Source organism: Pseudoalteromonas sp. S4492, assembly GCF_005886115.1.
Taxonomy (GTDB): domain Bacteria; phylum Pseudomonadota; class Gammaproteobacteria; order Enterobacterales; family Alteromonadaceae; genus Pseudoalteromonas; species Pseudoalteromonas gelatinilytica.
On sequence record NZ_PNCP01000024.1, the window covers coordinates 1 to 22,418 of the forward strand.

General features: G+C 42.3%; 20 protein-coding genes. 5 read left to right on the plus strand and 15 right to left on the minus strand.

Going from position 1 to position 22,418, the window contains the following annotated elements:
* Positions 1 to 112: 112 nt before the first annotated feature.
* From hpf to tkt, 5 genes are all read right to left on the minus strand, one after another.
* A complete protein-coding gene (hpf, locus tag CWC28_RS07245) occupies positions 113 to 469 on the minus strand; it encodes a ribosome hibernation-promoting factor, HPF/YfiA family (RefSeq protein ID WP_063703227.1) in 357 nt (118 codons plus the stop codon).
* Between the two features lie 182 nt (positions 470 to 651).
* The gene (ppnP, locus tag CWC28_RS07250) at positions 652 to 963 is read right to left on the minus strand and encodes a pyrimidine/purine nucleoside phosphorylase (protein WP_063703225.1); all 312 of its coding nucleotides are present in this window, start codon (positions 961 to 963) and stop codon (positions 652 to 654) included.
* A 312-nt stretch (positions 964 to 1,275) separates the two neighbouring features.
* Positions 1,276 to 1,914 carry a hypothetical protein gene (locus tag CWC28_RS07255; protein ID WP_138624932.1) on the minus strand — a complete coding sequence of 213 codons (639 nt, stop codon included), beginning with the start codon at positions 1,912 to 1,914 and terminating at the stop codon, positions 1,276 to 1,278.
* Positions 1,915 to 2,300: 386 nt separating this feature from the next.
* Complete coding sequence (locus CWC28_RS07260; protein WP_138624933.1) at positions 2,301 to 2,723, minus strand: GCN5 family acetyltransferase; 423 nt, start codon at positions 2,721 to 2,723, stop codon at positions 2,301 to 2,303.
* A gap of 286 nt (positions 2,724 to 3,009) precedes the next feature.
* Positions 3,010 to 5,001 carry a transketolase gene (gene tkt / locus CWC28_RS07265; RefSeq protein ID WP_138624934.1) on the minus strand — a complete coding sequence of 664 codons (1,992 nt, stop codon included), beginning with the start codon at positions 4,999 to 5,001 and terminating at the stop codon, positions 3,010 to 3,012.
* Between the two features lie 266 nt (positions 5,002 to 5,267).
* Here tkt and metK point away from each other — a divergent pair, with 266 nt between their 5' ends.
* Positions 5,268 to 6,419 (plus strand): methionine adenosyltransferase, encoded by a 1,152-nt coding sequence (gene metK, locus CWC28_RS07270; RefSeq protein WP_063703215.1) that lies wholly within the window; start codon positions 5,268 to 5,270, stop codon positions 6,417 to 6,419.
* Positions 6,420 to 6,471: 52 nt separating this feature from the next.
* Here the strand turns inward: metK and CWC28_RS07275 are convergent, their stop codons facing one another.
* From CWC28_RS07275 to CWC28_RS07285, 3 genes are all read right to left on the minus strand, one after another.
* Entirely contained in the window at positions 6,472 to 6,876 is a 405-nt protein-coding gene (locus CWC28_RS07275) for a diacylglycerol kinase (protein WP_063703212.1), read from the minus strand.
* 69 nt (positions 6,877 to 6,945) lie between these two features.
* Complete coding sequence (locus tag CWC28_RS07280; protein ID WP_063703210.1) at positions 6,946 to 7,599, minus strand: START domain-containing protein; 654 nt, start codon at positions 7,597 to 7,599, stop codon at positions 6,946 to 6,948.
* Positions 7,600 to 7,603: 4 nt separating this feature from the next.
* Positions 7,604 to 9,124: a CYTH and CHAD domain-containing protein gene (locus CWC28_RS07285; RefSeq protein WP_063703208.1), complete on the minus strand. Its 1,521-nt coding sequence runs from the start codon at positions 9,122 to 9,124 to the stop codon at positions 7,604 to 7,606.
* Between the two features lie 213 nt (positions 9,125 to 9,337).
* On the opposite strand from CWC28_RS07285, the gene CWC28_RS07290 reads away from it, so the two are divergent.
* A complete protein-coding gene (locus tag CWC28_RS07290; RefSeq protein WP_063703206.1) occupies positions 9,338 to 9,937 on the plus strand; it encodes a TIGR04211 family SH3 domain-containing protein in 600 nt (199 codons plus the stop codon).
* A 48-nt stretch (positions 9,938 to 9,985) separates the two neighbouring features.
* Here the strand turns inward: CWC28_RS07290 and CWC28_RS07295 are convergent, their stop codons facing one another.
* Complete coding sequence (locus CWC28_RS07295; protein WP_054551119.1) at positions 9,986 to 10,468, minus strand: winged helix-turn-helix transcriptional regulator; 483 nt, start codon at positions 10,466 to 10,468, stop codon at positions 9,986 to 9,988.
* A gap of 166 nt (positions 10,469 to 10,634) precedes the next feature.
* Here CWC28_RS07295 and putA point away from each other — a divergent pair, with 166 nt between their 5' ends.
* Together putA and CWC28_RS07305 are read left to right on the plus strand one after the other, a co-directional pair.
* Positions 10,635 to 14,438: a bifunctional proline dehydrogenase/L-glutamate gamma-semialdehyde dehydrogenase PutA gene (gene putA / locus CWC28_RS07300; protein WP_063703204.1), complete on the plus strand. Its 3,804-nt coding sequence runs from the start codon at positions 10,635 to 10,637 to the stop codon at positions 14,436 to 14,438.
* A gap of 161 nt (positions 14,439 to 14,599) precedes the next feature.
* Positions 14,600 to 15,808 (plus strand): cyclic di-GMP phosphodiesterase, encoded by a 1,209-nt coding sequence (locus tag CWC28_RS07305; RefSeq protein ID WP_063703201.1) that lies wholly within the window; start codon positions 14,600 to 14,602, stop codon positions 15,806 to 15,808.
* 20 nt (positions 15,809 to 15,828) lie between these two features.
* Here the strand turns inward: CWC28_RS07305 and CWC28_RS07310 are convergent, their stop codons facing one another.
* A complete protein-coding gene (locus CWC28_RS07310) occupies positions 15,829 to 16,896 on the minus strand; it encodes a general secretion pathway protein GspB (RefSeq protein ID WP_138624935.1) in 1,068 nt (355 codons plus the stop codon).
* 13 nt (positions 16,897 to 16,909) lie between these two features.
* Positions 16,910 to 17,830, minus strand: a complete 921-nt coding sequence (locus CWC28_RS07315; RefSeq protein WP_105181277.1) for an ExeA family protein — start codon at positions 17,828 to 17,830, stop codon at positions 16,910 to 16,912.
* A gap of 125 nt (positions 17,831 to 17,955) precedes the next feature.
* Here CWC28_RS07315 and CWC28_RS07320 point away from each other — a divergent pair, with 125 nt between their 5' ends.
* Positions 17,956 to 19,065, plus strand: a complete 1,110-nt coding sequence (locus CWC28_RS07320; protein WP_138624936.1) for a tRNA nucleotidyltransferase/poly(A) polymerase-related protein — start codon at positions 17,956 to 17,958, stop codon at positions 19,063 to 19,065.
* Here CWC28_RS07320 and CWC28_RS07325 read toward each other — a convergent pair.
* The 4 genes from CWC28_RS07325 to CWC28_RS07340 all read right to left on the minus strand — a co-directional run bounded on the left by CWC28_RS07325 (position 19,053) and on the right by CWC28_RS07340 (position 22,412).
* A complete protein-coding gene (locus CWC28_RS07325) occupies positions 19,053 to 19,574 on the minus strand; it encodes an Lcl C-terminal domain-containing protein (RefSeq protein ID WP_063703194.1) in 522 nt (173 codons plus the stop codon). The two genes, CWC28_RS07320 and CWC28_RS07325, sit on opposite strands and share 13 nt — an antisense overlap.
* A 1-nt stretch (position 19,575) precedes the next feature.
* The gene (locus tag CWC28_RS07330; protein ID WP_138624937.1) at positions 19,576 to 21,255 is read right to left on the minus strand and encodes an Lcl C-terminal domain-containing protein; all 1,680 of its coding nucleotides are present in this window, start codon (positions 21,253 to 21,255) and stop codon (positions 19,576 to 19,578) included.
* A gap of 83 nt (positions 21,256 to 21,338) precedes the next feature.
* Entirely contained in the window at positions 21,339 to 21,671 is a 333-nt protein-coding gene (locus CWC28_RS07335) for a hypothetical protein (RefSeq protein WP_063703190.1), read from the minus strand.
* A 33-nt stretch (positions 21,672 to 21,704) separates the two neighbouring features.
* Entirely contained in the window at positions 21,705 to 22,412 is a 708-nt protein-coding gene (locus CWC28_RS07340) for a DUF2982 domain-containing protein (RefSeq protein WP_138624938.1), read from the minus strand.
* Between the last annotated feature and the right edge of the window lie 6 nt (positions 22,413 to 22,418).

Here is a 22,418-nt window from a genome sequence, read left to right on the forward strand (position 1 = left end):
GATAGCTGATAGCTGATAGTTAAATATTAAAACCAAAAAAGCCAAGCGTTTCGCAACGGTTGGCTTTTTCAGATTTAGTTTAAGGCTAGCCAATTAGGCTAGCGTGCTGTAATTAGGTCAGGTTCATTTCCTGAATGATTTCGTGGGCAATTTCCGGAGTTGTACTGACCGGCTTTTCGTGTAGTTTGGCTTTCATTTGCCCTTTACGATGTTTCAGTGATGCATCAAGTTTTTTTGCAGCATTTGCAATTGCTGGGTACATCACCTCGTCTTCACCTTTTACTGATAAACGCGCGCCTTCATAGGTTGTGCTGATCTCAGCTTGGTGTTTGTGATGTTCTTTTGAAAGAATAATATCAAGTGATATTAATGATGGAAAATGGCTAGCAATTTTCGAGAATTTCTCGTTGATATGAGCTCTAACAGCCTCAGTAACGTCAACATGATGACCAGAAATATTAATCTTCATAGGGTATCCTTTTTTCTTGTTACCTCATAATCAGTATTGGGGGCGAATTGAATTAACACAAGCAAAAATTGCAGATATTTAGTAATTGATTGTAACCATAGATGATTTAGATCATGCGTTGCGGATAAAATATGCAAAAGCCCGCAGAACACGGGCTTTTTAGAGAGGTTAACAACTGTTCACTAACTGTACGAACAACAGTAATCTGCAAACTCGCTCACTTTTACTTGAAAGCTCACATTCGCATCAACTGTAAATGACTCCCCTGCTTGCATCGTTTGCCATTCGCTCTCACCGGGTAATAGCACTTGCCAACTGCCACTGTTAAGCTCCATCAACTCTTTTTGGCTTGTTGCAAACTCAAACTCACCCGGTTGCATAAAGCCTAAGGTTTTCGTGCTGCCATCAGCAAATACCACAGTACGGCTAGACACTTTACCGTCAAAATACACATTGGCTTTTTTCAGCACACTTACATTATCAAACTGAGACATCCTCACTCCTGTTGTTTTGTTATTAAGCTACAGACAGTGCCAGTTGTCGGTTTAGCATTCAAGGGGGACTGAGTGAGAAATAATCAAGTCGGGTTAGCTGTAAGCCGTAAGCTGTCAGTTTTGAGCTGCTCGTGCAATTGTGGTAGGTCGTGCTTTAGCGCGTCAATGAAGCTTTAAACTTTGCTAATGTGCCAACAAAAACCGTTCGGTTACCATTAACATCAACACTTATTGCTTTATGCAAGCAGATTCAGGGTAACGTCCAACTATATAGCCAAGTTTTGGCAATTTCACATAAGTTGTTTGTTAGAGCTATAAATTTTCTGCCATAGCCCCAAAACTATTCCATTTTTCCAAAACAACTGAATGTAATAAGTTAGAAACTGAATCTATAGATTGACCAACTAAAATCGAAGCAGAATTAAATCCCTGTAGGCTGGAGCTTACTTCAATTTGCATACTTCCTTGCCCAAATACATGAGCAATGCCATCAACCTGATTAGAGTATCCCTGAAATAGTCCTCTCAGCATACCTCCAAAGCCTGAATTTGTTTCCAACACATTTAGGTGAGATATAGCTAAAACAGTCAACTCGTTAAGTAATCCAAAGGTTGTATTAAGCTCATTAATTATGCTCAATTTAATAAAGCCAGAAGGAAACTTACTTGAGAGGTATGTTTGACTTTCTACTTCAGAGAAACCAGATTGTAATAATAAAAAATGAGCGTTATCCCTTAAAACATGCTCAATCTCATTAAGAACTTTATGAATTTCTATTTGGACTTGGGGAACATCTAGAGCAATGATAGCTCTCAATGATGCTTTTCTATCACCATTAGGGTTAGATATGATTGGCGCTATATCGCTTAAAAATAATGTATTGAATTTTGAAATTAGAGAGCCTAAGTTTTCTCGAAATTTCAGAGCAGACCAAACCTGATTAGAATTCATGCACAAACTATCCTTGTATCCCTAACATGTTTATATAGAACCAATCACTTGTTTTATAACAATAATTTACTACAAAGTAGATAACAATGCTTACAGTAATTACTAAAGCCAATGAGGGCAGGCCAAGGGGTATTACTTCTGCTCTTGCATCACCAAAATCACACGCCCCCCAATGTGTTAAGCTGCCACTTAACTCTAGGCATCTATCACGTCTTAGAAAGTCCAATAGCTTGAACCCGACAAGCAAACCTATTAACGAAGAGATTGAAGAGATTATTCTTTTATGTGATTTTTTCATGATGAAACACACCAACCTAACTATTGGGGGTTAACCTTGATTCGTTGTTTGTACGCCTAAGCCATACAAGGTTTAGCGGATATTACATTTAAGCAATACCACGAATGATATCCAGTTTATTTTCTGGTGCATCAACAGACATAAAATTAGGAATAGTCGATTCGGTTCTTCTTGGCCGTTCAAGAAATTGTACTGGCCATTCAGTGATCCTTTCTTCTTTCACATGCTTATACTGGCCTGTTGATGGCTCATCTATATATTCACGCTGGAGAATTAATGCTAGTGGCTCTTCAGCTCCAGGTATGTCATTACTACATTCCAGTGCTTCTTCGTAAGTGTCGAAAGCATAGTAATAATCGCTCCCCTCTTCTAAATCAGGAGCATCGTTATGAGAGTGGCACCAAACTCGATATTCTAGTACCTCATCCCACACGTAACCACCACCAGATTTTGCCAAACCAGCATATTCGCCGACTTTATTAGGGTCCAACACTTTTGGATAACTTTTCATAACCATCCTTGAGCAGAAAATATAAGTAAAAAACAAATAGGCGTTTTATCGCGGCTTTTTTTGCTTGTTTTATAGCCTATTAATATCAAAGCTATTAGTTAATAGCTAGACACAATTTCCGCGCGAAATAAATTTCACGCCTACGGTGAGGGGTTTTTAAAGCTGATGGCTGACGGCTGAGAGCTAAAACCGTTGGGTTTCACTCCGTTCTACCCAACCTACGGGGCATAAAAAAGCCCGCGCTGTGGTTTTACAGGGCGGGCTTTTAAATTTTAGCGGCTAAAGCTTAGAACAAAGCGTTTGCTTTGTTTACGATGTTTTCAACAGTGAAACCAAAGTGCTTGAATAGCTCATCAGCAGGAGCAGACTCACCGAAGGTCGTCATACCTACTACTGCGCCATTTAGGCCTACATACTTGTACCAGTAGTCTGCGATACCCGCTTCGATTGCTACGCGGCGCGTTACGCTTGCAGGTAGTACGCTTTCTTTATAGGCAGCGTCTTGCTCATCAAATAAATCAGTTGAAGGCATAGATACCACGCGTACTTTTTTACCTTGTGAACGAAGTTCTGCAGCGGCATCTTGTGCAAGCTGTACTTCAGAACCTGTTGCAATAAGGATAAGCTCTGGCTCACCGTCACAGCTAAGTACGTAACCACCTTTTTTCACATCGGCTAACTGCTGTGCAGTACGCGCTTGTTGCTCAAGGCCTTGACGAGTGAAAATCAGTGACGTTGGGCCATCTTTACGCTCAATTGCTTGTTGCCATGCAATCGCTGACTCAACTTGGTCACATGGACGCCAGTTCACTAGGTTAGGCGTTAAACGCATACTTGCGATTTGCTCTACCGGTTGGTGCGTTGGACCATCTTCACCTAGACCAATTGAGTCGTGCGTGTATACAAAGATGCTTGGCTGCTTCATTAATGCGGCCATACGTACTGCATTGCGTGCGTATTCCATAAACATTAAGAATGTAGCACCGTAAGGAATAAAGCCTTTATGCAGTGCAATACCATTCATAATCGCTGACATACCAAATTCACGTACGCCGTAGAAAATGTAGTTACCACTTGCATCGTTTGCTTCTAAGCCTTTTGAACCATCCCAAAGCGTTAAGTTAGAACCAGCAAGGTCAGCAGAGCCACCCATGAATTCTGGTAGTAACGGACCAAACGCGTTTAATGCATTTTGTGATGCTTTACGTGTTGCTGGGTTTGCTGGGTTTGCTTGTAGCTCTTCGATGTAAGCTTGTGACTTTTCAGCCCAATCAGCTGGTAATTCACCATTGGTACGGCGAGTAAACTCAGCAGCAAGTTCAGGGTATGCACTTGCGTAAGCGGCAAACTTTTCGTCCCAGCTAGCTTCTAGTTGCTTACCTTTTTCTTTGCCATCCCACTCACTGTAGATATCAGCTGGAATTTCAAATGCATCACCTGTCCAACCTAGGAACTCACGAGATGCTTTGATTTCGTCTTCACCTAGTGGTGCACCGTGACAGTCATGGCTACCTGATTTGTTAGGTGAACCGTAACCAATGATTGTTTTACAGCAAATTAATGATGGCTTATCGGTGATGCTACGCGCTTCTTCGATAGCGGCGCGAATTGCATCTGGGTTATGACCATCTACATCGCTTACTACGTGCCAGCCGTATGCTTTAAAGCGCGCTGGCGTGTCATCGCTGAACCAACCTTCTACTTCACCATCAATTGAGATGCCGTTGTCATCCCAAAACGCAACTAGTTTACCTAGGCCTAATGTACCCGCTAATGAACAGGCTTCGTGTGAAATACCTTCCATTAAACAGCCATCGCCCATGAATGCATACGTGAAGTGGTCAACAATATCGTGACCTTCACGGTTAAACTGTGCAGCAAGCGCTTTTTCGGCAATTGCCATGCCCACAGCATTTGTGATCCCTTGACCTAATGGGCCCGTAGTAGTCTCAATACCCGGTGCATAACCATATTCTGGGTGACCCGGTGTTTTTGAGTGCATTTGACGGAAGTTTTTAATTTCCTCTAGTGGTAAGTCATAGCCACTTAAGTGCAGTAGAGAATAGATCAGCATTGAACCGTGGCCGTTAGAAAGAATAAATCGATCTCGGTCTGCCCACTCTGGATTTGTTGGATTATGCTTTAGATAATCGCGCCATAGTACTTCTGCGATATCTGCCATGCCCATAGGGGCCCCAGGGTGACCAGATTTGGCCTGTTGTACTGCGTCCATTGATAAGACGCGAATAGCATTTGCAAGTTCTTTGCGTGATGGCATGAATTCTCCTACCTTTATGTATTTGCGCTGGTTGTTTATGAAGCCCCATTCTTACTTATTGTAAGGGTACAGTGCAATTAAAAATCCGCATTAAATGCACCAATTATGGGCGTTTATTAAGAACAATACGTTATTAGTAATTTTAAATGGACGTCTAGGCGTAAAATTACTATGCAAACATATTTGTTTTAGATAAAATACGCCCCTTAATTTTTTAGCGCTATTACCGACGTTTGTGAAGCGCAATATTTGTGAGCAGAAATACAATGGCAAAACATTTATTTACTTCTGAATCTGTTTCTGAAGGTCATCCGGATAAAATCGCGGACCAAATCTCTGACGCGGTTCTAGATGCTATCTTAGAGCAAGATTCTCATGCCCGTGTTGCATGTGAGACTTACGTTAAGACTGGTATGGTTATGGTTGGTGGTGAAATCACTACTAGCGCTTGGGTTGATATCGAAGAAATCACACGTAAAACAGTACGTGAAATCGGTTACACACACTCAGATATGGGTTTCGATGCTGACTCTTGTGCAATCCTAAACACTATCGGTAAACAATCTCCAGACATCAACCAAGGTGTTGACCGTGCTCGTCCAGAAGACCAAGGCGCTGGTGACCAAGGTTTAATGTTCGGTTATGCATGTAACGAAACTGATGTTTTAATGCCTGCACCAATCACTTATTCACACCGTCTAGTTCAGCGTCAAGCTGAAGTTCGTAAGAGCGGTGAGCTTAACTGGTTACGCCCAGATGCTAAATCTCAAGTAACATTTGCTTACGAAAATGGTAAGCCTGTTGGTATTGATGCAGTTGTTCTTTCAACTCAACACTGTGATTCAATCTCACAAAACGACTTAGTTGAAGCGGTAATGGAAACGATCATTAAGCCAGTTCTTCCAGCTGAGCTTATCTCTAGCGCAACTAAGTTCTTCATCAACCCAACTGGCCGTTTCGTAATCGGTGGTCCTATGGGTGACTGTGGTCTTACAGGTCGTAAAATCATCGTTGATACATACGGCGGTATGGCTCGTCACGGTGGTGGTGCTTTCTCTGGTAAAGATCCATCAAAAGTTGACCGCTCAGCTGCATACGCTGCACGTTACGTTGCTAAAAACGTGGTTGCTGCTGGCCTTGCTGACAAGTGTGAGCTACAAGTTTCTTACGCTATCGGTGTTGCAGAGCCAACATCTATCAGCATCGAGACATTTGGTACTGGTAAATTAGAAGAAGCACGTCTAATCGAATTAGTACGTGAGCACTTCGACCTACGCCCTTACGGCTTAATCCAAATGCTTGATCTTGAGCGTCCTATCTATCAACCGACTGCGGCTTACGGTCACTTCGGTCGTGATGAGTTCCCTTGGGAGCGTACAGACAAAGCAGACGCACTTCGCGCAGCTGCTGGCCTGTAATAGGTTAGATAAAATGAAAGAAGCGCCTTTCGGCGCTTTTTTTATGTCTGATTTAAAGGTAGGTTACTATTTTTTCGTAAACAGCCACACCCCATACCAAAGCAAGAATAAGCAGTGACAATGTTACTGCCGCAGAGGCCATATCTTTAGCACGACCCGATAACACATGGTACTCAATCCCTACTCGGTCAGTCAGCGCTTCTATCGACGAGTTAAGTAACTCGACAATTAACAATAATAAATAAGGAATAAACAGTACTAGCCAATGATTTAATGACTGCGCAAGTACGACAGATAAGGGTAATAAACACACGCCTAGATAAATTTCAGAACGAAATGCAGACTCTTCTTTAAATGCCGCTTTAAAACCTTTAATAGAACATTTTGTTGCTTTTAAAATACGCCCAAAGCCCATGCCATTTGGCTTATTAACTAAGGGAATTTTTGGCTCTTTCATGGTAACCCTTCAAAATCGCAATTACAGCGATGATATGTGTAAATCTAAGCGATGTCACCCGATGATGAGCTAATTTAACGGCTGACACGTGCCGGGAATGCTGCGTGTATTCGCTCTAGAAAACTGATTGTTGGTTAATTGTTCTCTCAGTGCTTGCAGAGTTTTATAAACACTTTTTAACGACACTTTGTTACTTAACCAATGCGGAATGGAACCGCTTGGATCAGCATAGGCTTGATGGCTCACTAACAAGTTACTTTGTTGCTGTTCTAAGCGCCAATAAGCGGTGAGATCTTTGATGCGTACAAGCCCTGCAACTTCGGCTTTTGCATAAGGCTGACTTTTGATTTGTAACTCGGTTTTGTGCTCATCTAAAGCGTGATAACAAGAATAACTCACCAAGTCACGGTCTGACACCGGCCAAGGTGAATTAAAATGAGTATAAACAAGGGTTTCTGAGGGACTTAAGCGCTCCATTAGCGTCACGCTTTTGACATTCTCAAGCCAGTTAGCAGCGTTGTCGGTATCACTGAGCAATGCCATAAAGTCACTGGCTTTGGCATTTTTCACCAGCACAGAAGCTTTAATTTCAATAATACCGGTTTCATGCTTTTTATAGCTTACGGTGATGTCGTCTTGCTGTTTGTAGGTTTGCCATTCAATAGGGTTAGCCCAGGCTGATATACTCAACCAAGCTAACCCCATCCATAGGCAAAAGCGCATTTACTTACAGCCAATAGGGATCAGTATTAAATGAAGCGTGACGGCTTTGCTCCATTGCACTGACTAAAAACTCTGACTTTTGATCAAGCCATGCTTGAATTTTTGCCAGCTCTAAATCGTCTTGTCCTGCGCATAACTGCTTTAGATACTCAAGCGTACTTAACTCGTAAATACCATGAGAGATATCGACCCATGGCATACGAAACTCGTTTCTGTCTTCTTTATCGAACAAAGCACCTAAACAGTTGCCACTAAGCAATGAGTTTTCTAAGCGAGTGCGCAGTGATAAATAGTCTTTATCGGTAAATACTTGCTGCTCAGGGATAAGCTCATGCATGTCGTGCCAATCTTTGGCAAATAAACGCTTAGCAATATCGGCAACCGGTTTTTCTGCTGCCTGAAACTCAGCTTGCCCCCATGATTTACGCCATTGCTTTTCAATTAACCACGTTGTTAATTGCAATAGTAAGCGGTTATATCGGGTGCTATGGAACAGAGTTTCGATATCTTCAATGCTTGGCTGTAACTCTTTTAAGTCATTAATAACTTGCGTGAGCTCAGGCGCACTGTTGATTTTTTTGTAGTATGCGTGACGCTTTGATGTATAGGTTTTTAGTTGAATTGCGTTTTCAACCCACGCTAATTCGCTCAATAACCACTTTAACTCTGTGCGCAATGAGTCGGTGTCGTCTTTACTGACAATGTCATCAAACAGCCAAAACGTATGGCGAATTAAACGAATACCGTCTGTGACACGCTTAAGAGTTTTTAGACTAGGTTTAATGAAGTAACAGGCCTCATGTTTTTGCACAAATCGAATCGCGTAGTTGATACTTTCTACCAGCGCTTGCTCTTGTGTGGCATCGCTTTTTAGCGGCACAAAACCAATTGATTTACTTGCTTTTAATGGTTTGTCATCCGCAAGGCGATAGCCCCGTGCTGCTTTAGAATAAAGCCCTAAGCGAACATGGCTTTCACTAACCAATTTATCAGCCAGTGCAAACAACTCACTACGACTACCTTCGATTAGTTCGATTTCAAGTTCAGAAATTGGCTCAACCTGACCCGATGCCGCAACTTCACCTTTATCTAACACCACTTCAATTTTTGCACCGTTATTAGTTTCAATTAACCAAGTACGGCGAATAAAGTTAGTGCTAAAAATTGGGTATAAATTCTCTGCAATAGCACCCACTTGCATACCATGAGGCCAAATAGCAGCATCAAATGCGAGTAAATCTGGGCGGTTACCTGTTAGTGGTAAGTTGTATTCTGGGCGTTGATGTAAGCCACCAACGACTTCGCCAGCAAGCTTAATCGTTTGCTCACACTGGTTGTCACAACAGCGAGTACGTAAGCCAATATCTAAAGCACGTAATTCTCGGCTTGGCGTATCGTAATAAGCATTTTGTAAGCTGCGCGACGGTTTGTTGGTAACGGTTTTTGCAAATTGGGTAATTAATGCGGGGATCAGTGGAACAACGGCATCTGACACCAAAAACTTCAGTTCTATCTCAGTATCCATTCGTTTTGCGGAGTACATTTAAAATAAATAAGTGATCAAAATAAACAAAGCAGCTACTTAATGCAAATTTTTTCCTGATTTTTGCGACCAAGCTCATCCATGGATTACAATATCAGCCTTGCTATTAATAGTTGAAATCCCTACTATCTCTATACATAAAGAAATTATAAATTTAGCCACTTCTAGGCAAGATCACATTAACAAGGCAGATTGATGTTAAAACAGTGTATTTTTGGGTTGCTCCTTGCGGCCACCTCTTTTATTAGCTACGCAGAAGAAGCGCCAAGCAGCGACAGCCAAAACACCGCCTACATAGTCGATAACCTGTACACCTTTATGCATTCAGGTCCGAGCAAAAACTACCGCATTTTGGGTTCAGTTGATGCGGGTACTCAAATTGTGTTGTTATCAGGTGAAGATAACGGCTACTTTAAAATTCGTGACGATAAAGATCGCGAAGGCTGGGTTGAATCAAAATTCATCACTGAAAACGCCGGTATCCAGCAACAATTTCAGGCATTGAATAACGACATGACGGTAATGCAAGAGCAACTTCGTCAGGCTGAAATTGAACTGCCACAACTTCAAGAACAGAACAAATTACTAACAGAGCAAAACGCAGCCCTGAGTGAGCAAATCGAAACGCTAAAAAATACCATTGAATCTGAGCGTAACGCTAAGCAAACAGCAAGTGCAAAAGAGAAACGCCAGCTACTTACTTATGGCGGTGCAATTGCATTTATAGGCTTACTGATAGGTATTATCTTAACGGTGGTGTTATCTCGTCGTAAACGTTACGACGGCTGGGCATAAGCTACTAAATAGTCATTAAAAAAGCACCTGTTGGTGCTTTTTTTGTATCTATATATCGAATCTTAATCCGGTATCTTGTTTAATTTTTTCGATCACCATATAGGTGTGGTGTGTCCCCACCCCCGGAATATCCACTAAATCACCCAATACTTGGCGATATTCATCCATATCTGAGACTCGTACTTTTAATAAGTAGTCATAGCCACCAGCCACCATGTCGCATTCAACAACTTGAGGAATATTTAAAATATATTCGCGAAACACTTTAAATACTGATGTATTCGAAGTCACTAACGATACCTGCACATGTGCTAACAAGCTCTGGTTAAGTTTTGCTTCGCTAAGCTTTGCGTAATAGCCTTCGATGTAGCCTTCTTGCTCTAAACGTTTTACGCGATCGAGACACGGGCTTGGGCTCAGGTTAACCTGTTTTGCGAGGTTTACGTTCGATATTCTGCCATTTTTTTGCAGAGCGTCTAAAATTGCTAAATCGATGCGATCTAACATGCGTAATCTATTCGGACTGGTCATAACAGAATTTTATGCGGCTAAGTTAACGGTATGCCCTGTAAATTATCGTAAATCGAAAAATTTAACCAGCATATTCTGCTGAATTTTAATTAGAATGCACGAATTATATCAATGGTAAGAAATGCAATAAGTTCATTTCTAGACTCCACATACCAGAGGGTTACTTATGCTATTTAATGGCGATTTGACAACTGAATGTCCAATCAGACAAAAGATCCGTGATTTCTACCGTATTGATGAAAATGCGGTGATTGATCACATTTTGCCTTTGGCTGAAGTAGGCGTGAAAGCGCGTAGCCGAGCGTGGGAACGTGCTCGTCAAATGGTTTTAAATATCCGTCGCGATCAGGATGGTCAAAGCGGTGTAGATGCACTACTAAACGAGTTCTCACTTTCAAGTGAAGAAGGTGTGGTATTAATGTGTTTAGCAGAAGCACTACTACGTGTACCAGACAAAGCAACGCAAGACTCACTAATTCGTGACAAACTTGCTAAAGGTGACTGGAGCTCGCACTTAGGTAGCAGTGACTCTCTATTTGTAAATGCATCGTCTTGGGGCCTGTTAGTAACCGGTAAAATGGTTAACTACAGCGACAAATCTAAAGAACAGCAATTCGGTGTTCTGAAGAAAACAATTGGTCGTCTAGGTGAGCCTGTTATTCGTAAATCTGTGAACTTCGCAATGAAGATCATGGGTAAGCAATTCGTTATGGGTCGTACTATTAACGAAGCGATTGAACGTGCTGCTGATAAAGAGCAAAAAGGCTACGTATACTCATACGATATGCTAGGTGAAGGCGCGCGCACCATGAAAGATGCTGAGCGTTACTTCCAAAGCTACATGACGGCAATCCACGCGATTGGTAAAGCAGCAAATGGCCGTGGCCCAATCAAGAGCCCTGGTATCTCAGTTAAAATTTCTGCGATTCACCCACGTTATGAGTTTACTCATCGTGAGCGTGTGATGGCTGAAATCGTACCTAAGCTAAAAGAGCTTGCACTTGCAGCTAAAAGCTACGACATCGGCTTCACTGTTGATGCTGAAGAAGCTGACCGTTTAGACATCTCATTAGATATCATTGAAGCGGTATTCAGCGATGACGATTTAGGTAACTGGAATGGCTTTGGTTTAGCCGTTCAAGCATACCAAAAACGCGCTATTTTTGTGGTTGAATGGGTTGCAGAACTTGCCCGCCGCGTTGGTCGTAAATTAATGGTTCGTCTTGTTAAAGGCGCATACTGGGATACAGAAATCAAAACCACTCAACAAGATGGTTTAGATCACTACCCGGTATTTACACGTAAAGCGACGACTGACGTTTCGTACAAAGCATGTGCTATCAAACTACTTGAAGCGCGCGATGTACTTTACCCGCAATTTGCTACACACAACGCCTACACTGCGGCAACTATTTTAGAAGTTGCTAAAGGTGACCATGAAGGTTTCGAATTCCAACGCCTACACGGTATGGGTGAGTCATTATTCGACCAAATCGTTGAGCAAGAAAAAATTCAATGTCGTGTTTACGCACCTGTAGGTCAACACGAAGACTTACTTGCATACTTAGTACGTCGTTTATTAGAAAACGGTGCTAACTCTTCATTCGTAAATGCGATTGTTGATACCACTAAACCAGTTGAATCACTATTACCAGACCCTGTAGAAACGCTGCAAGGTTTACGTAACAAGTACAACACGCAAATTAAGATGCCAATTGATTTATATGGTGATGAGCGTCCAAACTCGAAAGGCATGGACTTAACTGACATCAATGTTATTACACCATTTAAAGAAAACCTTGATACTTGGTTTGCTGAGCACCGCATTGAATTAAGCGCAGTTCCAGAAGGCTCTATCCCAGTTAAGAACCCTGCAAACCATAAAGAAATCATTGGTCATGTGAAATTACAATCATCAGAAGAGATGACTGCACTTTTAGAAAATGCAGAAAAAGCATTTGAATCATGGTCACAAACACCTGTTAAAGAGCGCGCAAACTTACTACGCCGCGTTGCTGATATCCTAGAGCGTCACCACGATGAGCTAGTGGCTCTGTGTATCAAAGAAGCGGGTAAAGTAACTCAAGACGGTATCGATGAAGTACGTGAAGCTGTGGATTTCTGCCGCTACTACGCTGCACGCGCTGAAGAATTATCACAAGACGAGCGTTTTGAAGCGCGTGGTGTGATCTTATGTATCAGCCCATGGAACTTCCCTCTTGCTATCTTCTTAGGCCAAGTTGCTGCAGCTATCGTGACAGGTAACACTGTTATTGCAAAACCTGCTGAGCAAACAAGTTTAATCGCCCTTCGTACGATTGAGCTTATGCTATCTGTAGGTTTACCAGAGCACGTTGTACAGCCTGTTATTGCTCGTGGTAGCGAAGTAGGTAAAACAATCGTTCCTGATGAGCGTATTCAAGCAGTTATGTTCACAGGTTCAACTGAAACCGGTACTGTTATTTCGCAAACGCTTGCTGCGCGTAATGATATCCAAGTACCGCTTATCGCTGAAACTGGTGGTCAAAACTGTATGATCGTTGACTCAACCGCTCTACCAGAGCAAGTTGTTGACGATGTGATCAGCTCAGGTTTCCAAAGTGCTGGTCAACGTTGTTCTGCACTACGTGTGTTGTTCTTACAAGAAGACGTTGCAGACGGCATCATTGATATGATCAAAGGCGCTTTAAAAGAGCTTCACGTTGGCGATCCTTCACTACTTTCAACGGATATCGGTCCAGTTATCGACGAGAAAGCACTGAAGAACCTAAACGAGCACGTTGAGTACTTAAAAGGTAACGCAACACTTCATTACGAATGTGCGATCCCTGATAACAACGAAAATGGTGCTTACTTCTTTGCGCCTCGTTTATACGAAATCAAAGATTTATCTGTACTTAAGCGCGAAGTATTTGGCCCATGTGTACACATAATCCGTTTCAAAGGCTCAGAGCTTGATAACGTAATTGACCAAGTAAATGGCACTGGCTTCGGTCTAACGATGGGTGTTCATTCACGTATCGAAGAACGTTGTGAATACTTAGCGAAGATGTCACGTGCAGGTAACGTTTACATCAACCGTAATATGATCGGTGCGATTGTAGGCGTACAACCTTTCGGTGGCCGTGGTCTTTCTGGTACTGGTCCTAAAGCCGGTGGTCCAAACTACTTACAACGTCTAGTGAAAGAAAAAGCATCACCAGATAACGTACAAATGACAAACCTAACACCTGATGAGTTAGATACACATAACTTCTCTGGTGCAGCTGAGCAAGTTGCTAAGCTGATGGAAAATTCATTACGCGACGAGAAAATCTGGCGTGCGACACCGCTAAACGACCGTGTTTCTGCTGTACGTCAATTACTTGCGAAAGTAGCAACGGTAGAGATCATCGACGAGCTAGCTGATGACTTAGCATTAACACTAGCTGATGCACGTGCGCAGCTTAACCGCCTTGAAAAACACATGCGTAAGCACACTGTATTACCGGGACCAACGGGTGAATCAAACACGCTTCACTTAGAGCCTCGTGGCTGTGTGGTTTGTTATGCTGATAAGAGTACGTCATTTAACTTCTGGGCAATTTCGATTATCACAGCACTTGCGGCAGGTAACACCGTAATTACTGTTGCATCAGAGTTATTCTACGAAGAAGCGGTTGCGTTCAGAGACAAGTTTATCTCTACAGGTATTGCTGAAGGTGTATTCCAAGTTGCTAAACCTAATCAGTTACAAGCAATTTTAGCGCACCCTCACCTTGCTGGTGCAGTTGTTGCTGCACGTTCATCACGCTTAGGCTACTTCAGCCAGCAGCTAGCACAACGTAAAGGTGCGATTCTGCCAGTGATCAGCTCTGAGTACTACGACACGCTAATTAAACGTTTATTAACTGAGAAAACAATCAGTATTGATACAACGGCATCAGGTGGTAATACATCTCTAATGACCTTAGTTGAAGACGACGAATAATCGTATTCAGTAAGGGAGTTACCATTCCCTGAGTAAATTAAAAGCCCTCGCATTTTGCGGGGGCTTTTTAGTATTAAAGATACCTTTTCATTATTCTTATTTACCGAGGTACAAATTTTCTGCTAGTTTTATAGTATTGTATTTGACTAGAAGTAAAGGCCTTGAAAACACTCCCTATCAATCAACTTAAGCCGGGCATGTTTGTACAAAGCGTGACAAAACAAACAGGCAAGATCCGTATAAAAAACCAAGGTTGGGTAAAAACGCAGGGAAGTATAGATAAACTGATCAAGGCAGGTATATTAGAAATTTCAATCGATCCGGATAAAACACTGACTTTAGACAGTGATAATAAAGTGGTCGAGCAACAAGATATTGCGAAACCTGCGACCAATTCAGAGACCTTTAATCCTTGGCACACCAGCCATAGCGTGTCAGCAGAAATGAGCAAAGCAAACAGCTTATACAACGAAGCAAGAACACTGCAAAGCAAAGCATTTGATGATATCCGCGATGGCAACAAAATTGATATCGCCCCTTTTAAAGACCTCGCAAGTGGTTTTATTGATTCGGTTTTTCGTAACCAAGATGCGCTTGCTTGTATCACACGTATGCGCGAAAAAGATGCCTATCTGCTTGAACATTCAATCAATGTTTCGATTTTAATCAGTATTTTTGCCAAACATTTAGGAATAGAAAAATCGATAATCCAAGAAATTGCCACCGGCGCATTACTACACGATATCGGCAAAATAAACATTCCTGATGAAATACTTAATAAACCAGGCAAGTTAACCGATGACGAATATAAAACCATTCAAGACCACGCTCGCTTTAGCAAAGAAATTTTAGAGCAGTCAGGTTTAAGTGGAATTGCGGTGGATATTGCAGGATTCCATCACGAGCGCTTAGACGGTAGTGGCTATCCGTTTGGTAAAAGTGGTGAAGAGATCAGCTTGTATGTGCGCATGGCTTCGATTGTCGATGTGTATGATGCACTAACCGCTGAGCGGGTCTACAAAGCAGGCATGGAGCCAATTAAGGCATTTAAAATTCTCAAAGAAGGCTGCCCAGATAGCTTTGATGGAGACCTAGTCACTAAGTTTATTCAATGTATTGGTATTCACCCGGTTGGCACCTTAGTGAAACTTGAAAGTCAAAAGTTAGGTGTGGTCACTCACAGTAACCCAACCAGCCCTTTAAAACCTCAAGTTAAAGTGTTTTATCACGCTAAACATGCGCGTTATACCGAAGTGCAGGATATTGATTTGGCAAACAGCCGCTGTCATGACAGTTTAGAATCAGCAGTCAGGCCTGCTGAATTTAATATCGATCTGATCCGCTTTTTTAAGAACGCGATTTTACCTTAATCCCTTAAAGTAAAGACTGGCTATTCAGGCCAGTCTTGTAATGCTTTTAGGGTAAACTCATAGCCATCGTAGCTTAATAAGCTTTGCTCAGGGGTAATTTCAACCACAGATAGCACACCAATGTTATCGCCTTCGTATAATTCTCTACCGTTTAACTTAATCCAACGCTTTGATGATTCAGACGCATAGATATGCGCTTGATATTTAATGGTAGGAATTAGGCTTTGCAGCGCATCGGGTAATAGCTCAATCGGCTCAGCATACGAGGTATTTTTAGTGCTTCGAGTAATATCAACACTGTGTGCGTTATCAACATCTTCAACCGCTTTAGCAAAGGCATCCTTTAAGGTATCTGGCACATCTCTTAACTCATCATTGGTTGATGATTGCGATGCGGGTTGAGTTGGTTGACCATCAAGTGGCTTACCCAGCACCTTATACTTACTTAGATCAATGCCATTGCTGCTCATTTGTTGCGGGTTAATCTGCTGCATTTGCATTGGTTGAGAAAATTGTGGCTGCGATTGATATACAGGCTGATTTTGATACACAGCTTGCTGCTGATATTGCGGCAGTACTTGATAACCTTGATTCGCGTACACAGGTGCTGAATTTACCGGAACTTGCACCCACTGGTATTGCTGTCCTTGCACTGGCACCTGCTGCATCATTTGTTGCTGCCCCATGGCTGGTTGCATCAACTGCCCTTGTGGCGACATTGTGGTTACTTGAGCTGGGTTATTAGCAGCTTGCTGAGTGTGTGGTTGGGCAACTTGATCTTGCTTAGCGGGTTGTTGCGATTCAGGGCTTACTTGAGCCTCAGTCGTAGCGTTTTCTGTGGCTTCATTGCTGTTATTCACAACTTTTGGCTGCTCAGCAAATGGTTTATTTTGTTGTAACCATTTACCAATTGAAAAGCCTGCCATCAAGGTTAAAGTGGCCGCCAATAATAAGCCAAATGAAAAAGCTAAGCGGCGATAGCGTGTAAGTTCTTGTTGTTGTTTGAGCGCAAGCGCTGCTTGGTCGTGGTCAACCGCGGTTTGTTCGTGCTGACCAGACTGTTTAATTGCATCTAATAATAATGACATAAATGAACACTCGTTATATTAGGTAGGATAAACCAATACCCATTCCTAATACGGCTAAAAATGAAACTGGGTAGAGCCAAACATAACTCGGCTCTTTATTTGCTACTGTGGCCATTGGTGTACTCGTGGGTGGCAATGCTTCAGCAGCTGAGCGCATCACAAGCTCACTATCAATACTCAATTTTTGCTGCGAAAAAGCCCCTACTAAACAACGCTCACACAATAAATTGATTAATCTTGGTACACCTTGAGTCACTTGATAAATTGCTTTTAACGCATCACCTGAGAACAAGGCTTGCTCTGTACCCGCTTTAAACAAGCGATGCTTAACATAGGCAAATACTTGCCCTTCCGTTAATGGTAATAAGTGATAACGTGCCGTTATACGCTGAGCTAGTTGTCTTAATTCAGTACGTTTTAATAACTCTTGTAACTCTGGTTGCCCAACTAACACAATTTGCAGTAGCTTTTTGTGATCCGTTTCGATATTCGTCAATAAGCGCAATTGCTCTAGCACATCTGGCGCGAGTAATTGTGCTTCATCAATAATTAAGATGGTATGACCGCCTGCTTGATTATTTGCCTCTAGATGTTTTTTAATAACATCAGTAAGCGTTTTTAATGTCGCATTCGCGCTGTCATACTCAATTTTCAACTCATCACAAATACTGGCAAGCAGTTCGAGCTGTGACAAAGCTGGGTTATGAATTTGTGCCACTTGGGTGTTTTCAGGTAACTGCTCTTGCAGGCTTCTTGTTAGTGTTGTTTTACCTGTACCCACTTCGCCTGTTAACAGAACAAAGCCACCCGCTTCACCTAATCCGTAGGTAAGATGTGCTAATGCCTCTTTATGGCGCTCACTAAGAAATAAATACTCAGGATTAGGGGCAATCGAAAAGGGTTTTTCTGACAAGCCAAAATAGCTTAAATACACCGTGTTATTCCTTGCGTTTAAAATCACGGTCTATAATGGCAAAAAACATCGCTACTTAAAACCTTGTTTACATTTTATTGGTTAAATAACGTAAAATAGCGAAAAGGCAAAATTTTAGGTGTTTTATGCAGGTTTATTTAGTCGGTGGCGCAGTGAGAGATGCCCTACTTGGTCGTGACGTTAAAGAGCGCGATTATGTGGTGGTTGGTGCAACGCCCGAGCAACTGATCAGCCAAGGCTATCAACAAGTTGGAAAAGATTTTCCAGTATTTTTACACCCTAAAAGTAAAGAAGAATATGCGCTAGCCCGTACCGAGCGAAAACAAGGCCAAGGTTACACGGGGTTCATTTGTGATTTCGCGCCTGATGTCACTTTAGAGCAAGACTTAATTCGTCGAGATCTCACCGTAAACGCCATTGCGCAAGCCCAAGATGGCAGCTTAGTTGATCCATTTTCTGGCCAGCAAGATCTTGAAAATCGTGTATTACGTCATGTCTCCGATGCCTTTAGTGAAGACCCTCTACGCATATTGCGAGTAGCGCGTTTTGCTGCTCGTTATCATTACCTAGGCTTTACTATCGCCCCAGAAACCCTATCACTATTAACCGAGATGGTTAAAGCCGGTGAACTGAGTACCCTCACCGCTGAGCGCGTTTGGTTGGAATGCGAAAAATCCCTCAGTGATGGCGCATTTAGCGAGTTTCTAAATGTACTTGCCAGCATCAACGGCCTGCATGTGATTAGCTCTGAGCTTGAAAGTAAATGGTGTGATGAGCTTTACCATACGTTTCAAGCGCGTTTTGATTATGCTAACAAACTACATATTAATGATACTGCGTTGTTATTTAGCCAAGTTACTTTATCGCTTTCAAGCGATGAGATAAAAACGATAGCTAGCAACATTCGCTTACCTAATGAAGTACGTGATTTAGCGCTATTTAGCCAAACTCATCAAACAACGTTAAGTGCAGAAAAACCGACTAGCGAAGCCGTTTTTGCTTGCTTTAATCAACTTGATTTATGGCGTCGCCCTGAGCGTTTTGAGCAAGTCTTGAAGTTGTTAGAAATAAGTCAGCAACAACCTGTTAGCTGTTTTGAGTCGCTCACAAAGTCAGCTAAGCAAGCACGAGCAGTTAGTCCGCAGCAATTTATTGCTCAAGGTATCAAAGGCGCAGAAATAAAAACCGCGCTTGAGCAAGCGCGGTTAGAAGTTATTAACAGTTACTTTTCGTAGCGCACCAAACGCAAATAAACATCGGACGTTTTTGCGTGCAGGCTGTTTATGCCTTTATCAAATTGGTACACCCAAGCAAGATCGGTACGACTGATCCCTGAAGTACTGCTCCAATAGTTTTGCAGCTTAGTCGATAAAAATGCCGTTTCGTTGATACTAGGCTGTACACAACTATGCTCTAAGATACTTGCTAACTCTTTTACATTTGGCACATGCCAATCAGTGTAATCAGCAAACGTTGCGTTTTCGGCCCCGCGTAAAGCTTCGCCCCATGTAAGCTGCTGGCTCGTGCCCTCGCAAGTATCCGTGTCACTATCATAACTTTGGCCAAACGTACAACGTTGCCACATAAGACCCGTTTCGCTGTCACTTACTGTACCATCCTCATTGATAGTAAAGCGGCTATCAGGCGTCGTCTCTGTGACAGCGCTATAACATACTTGCGCAGCGGCATAACTCGATTGCAGAGCGATTACGGTAAGTGCTGTGATTAAAGATAAGTTTCGCATATTACTCTCCCGGCGTTCTAACTAAGCGCACAAAGGCAGTGTTACTTTTTGGATACGCTAAATCATTCGCACTACTCATATCAATAATATAAGCTTGCGACAAACTTGTTCCATCTGCCGCGGTTTGCGAAGTCCAATAAGGCATAAACGAGCTGCCATCTGTACTTAGTTGCGTGTCGCTCGGTTGATTTGGAAAAAAGTCACTGTTAAGTATCGAAGACTCACCTTGCTTGGCATAATCTAATAACCCTAATAATTCGGTGTAAGTTGGCACACGCCAATTTGTACCACCGCAAAAATCGCTGCTGTTTACATCATTAATGTAAGTTTGCAGGCCACAGTCACTGGTGCTTGGGCAAGTAGAGCTCGCAGCCCCTTGTGCACTGCCCGTTTGCACACCACTTGAACCATTTAAATACCAGGTATAATGGTTTGTTGCTGCACGATCGGTTGTTGACGGCGGTAATGTTGAACTTGCTTCTTTTACTTCCCAAATAAGGCCCGTCACGTTATCGCGTACACAACTAAAGCTAGTCGCATCATCAGGAAGTTCGTCGGCATATTCATTCATTTTGGTAAAATCAAACGCCAAGTCACCCTGACCGACTTTATCTAGTTGATTAGCGACACTGTCACGGCCTATGTCTGCGTCTTGGCTTGGGAAGTCTTCGCTGCCGCAATTAATTTTTTGCGAGTTGTTATAGCAATCGCTCATACCGGTATCGTTAATTAATCCCAACGGTTTTGGACTTATATCGATAATTACCGTATCTGTGTCGCTACGTGATTTACTGTCTGTCACGGTAACTTCAAAGCTAAGCTCTGAATCAGTATCGACATCAGGGGCTACAAACGTCGTGATACATTGGTTCTGGTTTGCCAACGTCACTGTTTCGCCTGTTAACTGCTCCCAAAAACATGATTTTGTTGCCGTCACTATTTCACTATTGCTGGCATCAAGGGTTACGGTATCAAACTCGATAACCTGCTGATCTTCCCCTGCATCAGCAATAATTACCTCAACCGTTTTGTTTAAGGTGAACGACGCCTCAGTACTCGCCGAGCCACCTTCATCATCGGTTACAGTCAAGCGCCATGTCATTGCTGTATTTGATTCAAGTAATGGGTGAGTAAAACTAATTGTTTGATTTGTATAACTATCAGCGGTTAAATCCGGGCCATCTAGTTGCGTCCACAAATAACTGTCAACCGAGCCATTTTCATCGATATCAGCAGATTCTTCGCCGCTTAATGTGATCACATCATTGTATTGTGATGGCAACTCTTCTGGCGCAGTTTGGGTAATAACAGCAACCGGGAGTTGGTTATTGGAAGTGATAAAAATACTGACTTGATCGGAAACAAGTTGCCCATCATCGGTTTGATAATTCACTTTCAACACAAGCTCTGAATCGAGCTTAATATCAGGAGCGGTAACCGTTTGTTCAGCACCCTCAGCAGGAAAACCTTCTAATGCTGGGCCACTGACTCGCTCCCAAGTGAAGGTTCCATCGCTTGGAGAGCCTTTTGCAGATACAGTAAACTCACTTTTTTCAATGATTTGCTGATCTGTGCCCGCATTAACGGTTGCAGCGGTTGTGCTCGAGTCACTCGAACCGCCACCGCCACCACAGGCTGTTAATGTCGTTAATGCAACGAGGGCAAGAGGCACTAATCTCATGTTTACCACCTTAAAATGAAAAGTCGGTTAAGGCCGACTGCCAAATAAGCTAATAACAAGCAATTAAAGTGCCAGACTAGGAGTTATAAATAACTTTCTTGGTGGATACGAACGAAAAGCTTTGTGCCGATTTTACTGTAGTCGACTTTATACTCTCGACCATCTAGGGCTTGGATAAACAGTAAACGTTTTTCTTCTGCGAACACATCTGGACTGGTTACATAAACCATCTCTAGATAGCGCTCTTTCGCTTCACGACGGTTTTTTGGCAGATCTTCTTTGAAAGGCTCAAGGCCATTTTGGGTCACTTTAATACGTGGATGGTTTTCACCATTCACTATCACTAAATCAAGTTTTTTATCTTTATGTATAATTGTGTTTCGACCGCTTTTAATAAAAGAACGTTCTTGACTCATAGCCTTTTCCTACTACTTTCTGCCACCTAAAGCTTACATTTTCTGCAAGCGAGTCTCTATAAACTCATTAGGATTCAGTTTCCAACGATTCAAATCAGCACTAAATTGCCAAATATCAACATCAAGTACATTGGCAGGCAGTAATAAATCGTATCCTGTCAATTGCCTTAAATGCTGCGTACGATTGGCAAACATGGCAATCAATCCTTTGTAAAGCTGACCACTTGGGGCAGTGTAGTCCGTCTCTTCTATTAACCATTCTGATGGGCAATCACCATTTTTGCAATATTTTTGAATAACTTGCATAAATAAATGACGTTGCTCTATTAGTAATCGTCCGGCAATTCTTGGGTGAATCTGTGTTAAAAATTCATCTATGTTATTGAGTTTAATACCAACTGCGTTTAACTCAAGGTATTCTAAGCCCTGTTCCACTTTTGGTATACCACTATGATGAAAATTAGCACGCTTTAGCTGCCAATTCCCAACTTTGTGATGATAAATAAGTAAATTCTGAGTAAATGTTAGGCTAAAGTATGGCTCTTGCGTTTTTAAAAAGCCAATAAACAGTGCAGCAATACAGCTTGTTGCTAAAAAGATTTCAACAAGGCTAATTTCGCCAGGTCTCAATATGTTAACCAGCATAATAATGATCAGCCCAATACCACCTACAACCAAAAACTCACTGCCATGGCGAGATGCTTGAGCGCGCACACTAAGTGCAGGACATTTCTTATCCATAAACAG